The following is an 8,261-nucleotide window of genomic DNA, read 5'->3' as shown; positions in this document are numbered from 1 at the left end:
CCGGGCCGACGGCGGGCCACAGGCGGGACGGGCCAGCGAACCGACGAAGAGGTGGACTCTTGACCCTGCCGGTCGACAACACGGGACCGAGCCCACGGCCCTCCCACACGCGCCCCCTACGCGTGGCCCTGCTCTCCTACCGGAGCAAGCAGCACGTCGGCGGACAGGGTGTCTACGTCCGGCACCTGTCCCGCGAACTCGCCGCGCTCGGCCACGACGTCACGGTCCTGTCGGGCCAGCCCTACCCCGTGCTCGACGAGGGTGTGAAGCTGGAGAAGATCCCCTCGCTCGACCTCTACAACGACGCCGCGCCCTTCGTCACCCCGCCCCTGCGCGAGTGGCGCGACTGGATCGACGTGCTCGAGGTCGCCACCATGTGGACGGCCGGGTTCCCCGAACCCCTCACCTACTCGCTTCGTGCCAATCGGGAACTGCGCCGCCGCCTGGACGACTTCGACGTGGTCCACGACAACCAGACGCTCGGCCGGGGCATGCTCGGCATCCGCGCGGCCGGGCTCCCCCTCGTGACCACCATCCACCACCCCATCAGCGTCGACCGCCGCATCGAGCTCGAGGAGGCCCGGGGGCTGCAGAAGCTCTCCAAGCGCCGCTGGTACGCCTTCGTGCGCATGCAGGCGCGCGTGGCCCGCAAGCTCGATCCGATCCTGGTTCCGTCCCGTTCCTCCGCCGACGACATCGCCCGCGAATTCGGTGTGCACCCCGACCGCATGGAGGTCACCCCGCTGGGCGTGGACACCCGCCACTTCCACCCCCGCCCGGACACCGCACGCGTGCCGGGCCGCATCGTGTGCACCGCCAGCGCCGACAGCCCCCTCAAGGGCGTGGCCGTGCTCCTGCGCGCCGCCGCCCGTCTGGCGGAGGAACGCGACATCACCCTCACCGTCGTGAGCAAACCCCGTGAGGACGGGCCCACCGACCGCCTCGTCGACGAACTCGGCCTGCGCGACCGTGTCGAGTTCGTCAGCGGCATCGACGACACCGCCCTGGGTGACCTCATCGCCTCCGCCGAGGTCGCCGTTGTCCCGTCCTTCTACGAAGGCTTCTCCTTGCCCGCAGTGGAGGCGATGGCGTGCGGGACCCCTCTGATCGCCAGCCACGCCGGAGCCCTGCCCGAGGTGGTGGGCACCGACGGCGAAGCCGGCCGCCTCATCGCCCCCGGAGACGACGAACTCCTCGCCAAGGAGATCGGCACCCTCATGGACGACCCCGAGGAACGGGCCCGCATGGGTACCGCCGCGTGGGACCGGGTCCAGGAACGCTTCACCTGGCGCGCCGTCGCGGAGCTGACCGCCCGGCGTTACGCCGCCACGATCGACGGGGCCGCCCCGCACCCGACCAGCACCGACCCGACTCGCCCTAGGAGCCTCCACTGATCACCGTCGACTTCTCCCTCTTCNGCGGGGCCCCCCGCCACGCCTTCGAGGTCTACCGCCGCGGCGCGGACGTGGTCGCCTTCGACCAGAACGTCGAGGACCTCGCCGAGGTCGAGACCATGTTCGGCGCCATGAAGACCGAGGGCGAGGCGCCCGCGTCCGCGACCGCCGAGACCGTCAAGGGTGACGCCCTCGACATGCCCTTCGACGACGGCAGCTTCGACCGTGTCGTGGCCGCCGAGATCTTCGAGCACCTGCCACACGACATCGCCGCCATGAAGGAGCTGTACCGGGTGCTGCGCCCGGGCGGCATCGCGGCCGTGACCGTGCCCAGCTTCCTGCCCGAGCGCCTGTGCTGGGCGCTGTCGGAGGACTACCACACCAACGAGGGCGGGCACATCCGCATCTACACCCGCGCCGAGCTGGAGGCCAAGCTCAAAGCGACCGGGTTCGTGATCGGCCCGCACCACCACGCGCACGCCCTGCACGCGCCGTACTGGTGGATCAAGTGCGCAGTGGGCACCGACAACGACGACCACCCGATGGCCAAGGCCTACCACGAGCTGCTCGTGTGGGACATGCTGCAGGCCCCCAAGGTCACGCGGATGGCCGAGAAGGTCCTCGATCCCGTCATCGGCAAGAGCGTGATCGTGTACGTGCGCAAACCGCTCGACAGCGCGTGAGGCCGCAGATGACCGCCCCTGGCCCGGGAACGGCCGAGCTGCGCCTGCCGGGTGTGCTCACGGGCGACCAGCTCCGGCGCTCGGCGGACTACCTGGTGCGCTGCCAGGAGCCCGGCGGTGCGATCCCGTGGTTCCCGGGCGGCCACACCGACGTGTGGGACCACGTCGAGTGCGCCATGGCCCTCACCGTGACCGGGCTGGAGGTGGCTGAGCACGCCGATGCGGCGCGGCGCGCCTACCTGTGGTTGGAGTCCTCCGTGCGCCCGGACGGCGGGTGGCCGGCCAAGTTCCGACAAGGCGAACCCGCCACTGCGCTGCGGGAGGCCAACCACGCCGCCTACCCGGCCGTGGGCGCGTTCCACCACCTTCTCACCACAGGCGACACCGGGTTCGCGCACCGCCTGTGGCCGACCGTGGAGAACGGGCTGGAGTTCGTGCTGGCGCTGCGCGGGGACCACGGGGAGGTCCTGTGGGCGCGTTCGGAGGACGGCACCCCCGGCGACCACTCGCTGCTGACGGTGTGCGCGAGCGTGCACCACGCGCTGCGGTGCGGTGCTGCGCTGGCCGACCGCCTCGGTACGCCCCGGCCCGCGTGGACGGAGGCGGCCGACCGCCTGGCCGATCTCATCAACGGCCACGAGGGGCTCTTCGCCGACCGCAGCCGCTTCTCGATGGACTGGTTCTACCCGGTCCTGGGCGGGGCGGTGGAGGGGACCGCGGCCAAGGAACGCATCAACGAGCGCTGGGACACCTTCGTCCTGCCCGGCCTCGGCGTGCGGTGCGTGAGCGATCAGCCGTGGGTGACCGCCGCCGAGTCCTCGGAGCTGGTGCTCACACTCGCGGCCATGGGCGAGGCAGACGCCGGGACCCGGATCCTGCGGGACGTGCAGCACCTGCGCGATCCCGACGACGGCGTGTACTGGACCGGGTACCAGTTCGCCGAACAGGTCCGGTGGCCCGTGGAACGCAGCACCTGGACGTCGGCGGCCGTCATCCTGGCCGTGGACGCCCTCACCCGCACCACCGAGGGATCCCGCGTCTTCCTGCACACGTGGGACCGTGCCGCCGTGCCCTGATCCGCCCCGGACCGAACACGAGAAGAGGGCGCCCCGCCCGAACGGCGGCGGCGCCCTCTTCCGTGCGAGACGGCCTCAGTCCTCGCTGCGAGCCATCTGGTCACCCTCGTCGGGGTCCTCCGGGATACCCGGCTCATCCGGCGGCTCCGGGACCTCCGGGTCGTCCTCTTCCGGCGGCGGGAACTCCGGCGGAGGCTCCTCCTCCGGCGGCTCGTCCTCGGGCGGGGGCTCCTCCTCCGGCGGTTCCTGAGGCTCCTGCGGTTCCTCCTCGGGCTGCTCCTCCGGCTGCTGGGTGGCGGTGTCCGGCGCCCAGTTCTCCGTCGTGCCCTCGTTGGCCGGCGGCGGGAACTCGCCCGGCTCGTAGTCCTCCATCGCCCGCGACATGTAGTTGTTCCACAGGGTCGCGGGCAGGCCGCCACCGGAGATGTTGTGCCCGGGGATCGAGAAGCTCTCGTTGTCCCCGCTGTAGACACCCACCGACGTCGACAGCTGAGGCGTGTACCCGACGAACCAGGCGGCCACGCTGCCGTCGGTGGTCCCGGTCTTGCCCGCCGCCGGGTGCCCGTCCAACCGCGCCGCCGTGCCCGTACCGCTGTTGACGGCCTGCTCCAGCGCGTGGGTGACGTCCGCGGCGGTGGACTCCTCCAGGGCCCGGTCGCTCTCCACCTCGGGGCGCTCGTTCTCCCCGTCGGGGTTGTTGATCTCCCGGATCACGTGCGGCTCGACGTGCACACCCTCGTTCGCGAAGGTGCCGAACCCGCTGGCCTGGTCGACCGGGCGCGCACTCACCGCGCCCAGCGGCATGACAGGAACCAGCTGGTTGTCGTCGATGCTCCCCTCGGGGAACCCGGACGCGTAGGCGGTGTCCCGGATGTTCTCGAACCCGACCTCACTGGCCAATTCCACGAACCCGAGGTTGTTGGACTCCTCAGTGGCCTGGGTGAGGCTCATGACGCCGCCGGGGTCGTTGCCGGCGTTCTGCACCCGGGAGCCCTGCACGTCGCGGGGTCCGCGTCCGTCCACCCTCGAATCGAGGCTGTAGCCCTCCTCCAGAGCGGTCGCGAGCACGTACGGCTTGAACGCCGAACCGGTCTGCGCGGCGCCGTGGAAACTCGTGTCGTACTGGTTCTCGAGGTAGTCGTCTCCCCCGTAGAACGCCACGACCTCGCCGGTCTCCGGATCGATCGTGGTCATGCCCAGGTTCACGCCCTCGGGTACGGTGTCGTGCGGGACGGTCTCCTCGACCGCGTCGTGCGCGGCCTCCATCATGTCCTCGTCGAAGGTCGTGACGATCTCGTACCCGTGGCGCTGAACCATGTCCTCGGTGAAGCCGAGCCGCTCGAGCTCGTTCATCGCCTCCTGGAGCATGTAGCCCTTGTAGCCGCTCACGTCGGTGCCGTCGGCCGGGCGTTCGGCCTCGGGGACCGGGAACTCCATCTCCGCGGCCTCGTCCTCGGAGATCGCACCGGTGGTGACCATGCCGTCGATGACGTACTGCCAACGGCGCTCGAGGGGCTCGGTCGAGTCCAGGACGTCGGCCTCGCCGAACGGGTGCGGCTGCTGGATCGCGGCCGCCAAGAACGCGGCCTCCTCGGGCGTGAGCTCGTCGACGTCCTTGTGGTAGTAGGACTCGGCAGCCGCCTGGATCCCGTAGGCCTGTCGACCGAAGTAGATGGTGTTGAGGTACTGCTCCATCACCCACTCCTTCGACTCGTTCTGGTCGACCTTGATGGAGATGATGATCTCCTGGATCTTGCGGGCGACCGACTGGTCCCGGGAGACACCTTCGTAGTAGTTGCGCACCATCTGCTGGGTGATGGTGGACCCGCCCTGGACCTGCTGTCCGGTGACGGTCGACCACACGGCACGGGCCGTGCCGCTGACGGAGACACCCGGCTCGCTCCAGAACCCGCGGTCCTCGGCGGAGATCATCGCCTCGACGACGTGGTCGCCACCCGCGGTCATCTCGTCGTAGGAGACGGGATCGCGGTTGGTGCCGCGTTCGGCGAACTGGGTCTCCCCGTCCTCGAAGTAGAACGTGGAGCCCTGGTCGGTGGCTTCGGCCTNGGCCCACCCCGCCGATGCCCAGGATCAGCAGGACACCGACGACGATGAGCACGGGACGCAGGATGCGCCACCACATCGGCCGGTTCTTCTTCTTGTCGGCCTTGGAGCCCGGGCCCTTGGGCCCTCCGGGGCCGCCGGAGGCCTCGGAGCCGTCGGTGCCGGCGCCATCCGACCCCGAACCGGCACCGGCCTGGCCTGCACCGGCCCCATCCGCAGCCTGAGCAGTACCCGCGGCCGCGACACCTGCGGCGCCCGCGGCGGCAGCACCGGCGGTCGCGGCTGCAGCGCCGGAGCCCTCGTCCTCACCCGCGGCGCCGGACTCGGATGCGTTCTCCTGGGAGTAATCGGAGTACCGCTGCGGTGCGGGCCAGAACGAGGTCTCTGCGTCGTCGGAGCCGTCCTCGCTCGACGCGCTGTCGTCACTGCCGGAACCAGTGGAGTCCTCGTCCCCGGCGGCGGGCCCCGCCACCGGCTCGGTGGTCGGCGGGGGCGCGGCCGCGAAGATCTCGGTCCTCGACTCGTCCTCGGTCCCGTCCGTGCCCCCCTGCGACGCGGAATCACCGCTCTCGGCGGCGGATCCGGTGTCCTCATCGGGGTCGGGCAGCGCGAAGGGCTGCGTGGCAGGCGAGCCGTCATCACCGTCTGTGTCCGCAGCACTCTCGGTGGATTCGGTCCCCTCGGACGCCGCGGTGCTGCTCACCTCGGCGTCGGACGTTCCGTCCGCTGGACCGTGCTCTTGCGAGCCTTCGGCTGTGACGTCATCGGAGGCCTCGGACGAGCTCTCCCCGGGATCCGCGTCGGGGGACACGGAACCGCTGTCGCCCTCCCCGCCGGCCTCCGCTGCGGCTGCGGTCGCGCCCGTGCTCGCGCCCGCGGCAGCGGCTGCAGCGACGGCGGCAGCACCGGCACCACCTGTGTCGACGGTGTCGGAGGCGGCCTCGCCCTCGGAGTCCTCGTCGTCCGAGTCGGGCTCGCCGGTGTCCTCACCGTCGGTGTCCTTCTCGGATCGCTCGGCGCTCATCTTCGCACTGTCGGGCTTCCTGTCGGAGATCTCGGTCCCGTCGGAATCAGAGGCCGCCGTGGCCGCAGCTGCGCTGTCGGATCCATCGGCACGGTCCGATCCCTCGTCGTCGGAACCGTCCTCGCCCTTCTCCGCAGAGCTGTCCTCGTCCGGCCCCTCTGAGCCGCTGTCGGCCTGATCGTCGCCGGCCTGCATGCCCGCGGCTGCGGCATCGTCCGTCTCGCCCTCGTCGGAACTCTCCGCGCCCTCACCGGCAGCGGTCGAACTCGCCGCCGCGGCGGCAGCTGCAGCCCCGCCGGACGCGGTGTCGACCGTCGCGTCAGTGTCCTCGGTTCCAGAAGCATCCGGATCCGCCTCGCCGACGGGGTCCTTCTCCCCGGCAGCACGGGGCTCATGCCCCTCCGACGTCCCGTCGCCGGGGGAGGACCCGGATGCATCGCCGGAGGTGCCCTCCTCGGCTTCATCGTCGCCCTCGGAAGCGGTGTCGCCGTCCTCCGAAACGCCTTCCTCCGCCGCGGCCTCGCCCTCGGAAGCGACCCCGGCAGGCCCGAATCCCTGCTCGGCGAGGCTCTTCGCCACGCGGTCCCTCATGAAGGTCCCGCTGGTCTTGAAGGCGAACGCACCGCCCGGGACGAACTCCGGTTCCGGGCCGTCGTCGGTGTCGCCCCCGTCGTCCTCGCCGGCGGGCTCGTCATCATCCCCGCTGTCGCCACGCTCCAGGTCCTCGGTCGGCTCGCTCCGGCCGTCTCCGGTCTCGGGCGCCTCACCGTCGGTCCCGGTTTCCTTGGGCAGCTCTTCAGCAGAGATCTCGTCCGTCTCCGGCGTGTTCGTCTCGGGACGCTGCCCATCCGTCCCGCCGTCGCCGTATGCGCTCTTGCTCAGCTCCCCGCCCCCATGATCAAGTCATGTACGGCACCATGCCGTCCTGGTGTTCGACGCGCGAGTGCCCCTGATCGTTCAGTCGAATCAGTACCGAAGCGGTATTTCGGGGAATAACGCCGCCATCGCCGCACCCTCACCAACACGATACCCGCCCGTAACCACAGCACGGCCGGATCCGTGAGCATGCACAACCTTCTTACCGAAGGCTTACCCACGACATGCGTGTCGGAGATCGAGTGTTGGTGCATTCACTGGCCGGCGTGGCCCAGCACTCACAGATCCAACAGAGAATAGCTGCTCTCACATAAGGAGACCGTGTACGGAGTTGCACCTCCCCACACGGATCGGGGAGAGCGTGGTCACACTCGGGCGGCGCGGCGCAGAACTCTCATCGAGCCGACCGCTCGGACCTCCTCGAACTGACCGGAGTCCATCGCCCGACAATAGACGTTGTACGGCGGCCGGCCGCCGTCGGCGGGGTCGGGGAAGACGTCGTGGATGGCCAGGGCGCCACCGTCGGCCAGATGCGGGATCCAGTGCGTGTAGTCGTCCTGTGCCACCTGCTCGCTGTGCCCACCGTCGATGAAGAGCATCCCGAGGGGCTTGCCCCAGACCGACGCCACGTCGACGGACGAACCCACGGCGGCGATGATCTCGTCGTCCAAGCCGGCTGCACTGATGGTTCGGCGGAAGTGCGGAAGGGTGTCGAACCGCCCGGTCTCCGCATCGACGAGCCCGGAGTCGTGGAACTCCCATCCGACCTGGTGTTCCTCGGAACCGCGGTGGTGGTCCACCGTCACGACCTTCGCTCCGGTCTCACGTGCCGCGGCCCCCAGAAAGATCGTGGACTTACCGCAATAGGTGCCGATCTCCACGATCGGCCCGAGGTGTGCATACTCCAGAACGGTCTCGAACAGGACCGTCCCTTCTTCGGTGGGCATGAAACCCTTGGCCGATTCGGCTGCGGAGAGCAGCTCGGAGGGAATTGTCTTCGTCATGACCCGATTCTCCCACCGAACCTTGTTCGACCGTTCTCCCGCCCCACCCCAGAGACCGAAGCCACCATTCACGTGTTCACAAGTGCAGACACAAAAAAAGAGGGGCCCCGCAAAACAGGACCCCTCCCAAGAAAAACCGT

6 protein-coding genes are annotated in these 8,261 nt (G+C 70.0%); 4 read left to right on the top strand and 2 right to left on the bottom strand.

The window, feature by feature from the left end; all coding sequences use genetic code 11:
• Positions 1–59 precede the first annotated feature (59 nt).
• From D474_RS0124355 to D474_RS0124345, 3 genes are all read left to right on the top strand, one after another.
• The gene (locus tag D474_RS0124355; protein ID WP_026118767.1) at positions 60–1,394 is read left to right on the top strand and encodes a glycosyltransferase family 4 protein; all 1,335 of its coding nucleotides are present in this window, start codon (positions 60–62) and stop codon (positions 1,392–1,394) included.
• Positions 1,391–2,077 carry a class I SAM-dependent methyltransferase gene (locus tag D474_RS0124350; protein ID WP_026118766.1) on the top strand — a complete coding sequence of 229 codons (687 nt, stop codon included), beginning with the start codon at positions 1,391–1,393 and terminating at the stop codon, positions 2,075–2,077. The genes D474_RS0124355 and D474_RS0124350 overlap by 4 nt, the downstream gene beginning before the upstream one ends.
• Before the next feature lie 8 nt (positions 2,078–2,085).
• Positions 2,086–3,153: a glucosidase family protein gene (locus D474_RS0124345; RefSeq protein WP_017616094.1), complete on the top strand. Its 1,068-nt coding sequence runs from the start codon at positions 2,086–2,088 to the stop codon at positions 3,151–3,153.
• 75 nt (positions 3,154–3,228) lie between these two features.
• Here D474_RS0124345 and D474_RS32005 read toward each other — a convergent pair whose 3' ends face one another.
• Entirely contained in the window at positions 3,229–5,118 is a 1,890-nt protein-coding gene (locus D474_RS32005) for a transglycosylase domain-containing protein (RefSeq protein WP_017616093.1), read from the bottom strand.
• Between the two features lie 854 nt (positions 5,119–5,972).
• Between D474_RS32005 and D474_RS33695 the strand changes: the two genes are divergently transcribed.
• A complete protein-coding gene (locus D474_RS33695) occupies positions 5,973–6,419 on the top strand; it encodes a hypothetical protein (RefSeq protein WP_239647168.1) in 447 nt (148 codons plus the stop codon).
• A gap of 1,063 nt (positions 6,420–7,482) precedes the next feature.
• On the opposite strand, the gene D474_RS0124335 is transcribed toward D474_RS33695, so the two are convergent.
• Positions 7,483–8,121, bottom strand: a complete 639-nt coding sequence (locus tag D474_RS0124335; protein WP_017616091.1) for a class I SAM-dependent methyltransferase — start codon at positions 8,119–8,121, stop codon at positions 7,483–7,485.
• Positions 8,122–8,261: the final 140 nt, after the last annotated feature.

It is taken from the genome of Nocardiopsis salina YIM 90010, assembly GCF_000341025.1.
In the GTDB taxonomy this organism is placed as follows: domain Bacteria; phylum Actinomycetota; class Actinomycetes; order Streptosporangiales; family Streptosporangiaceae; genus Nocardiopsis; species Nocardiopsis salina.
Note: the sequence above shows the minus strand (reverse complement) of the source record. Positions and strands in the feature narration are given on the sequence as shown.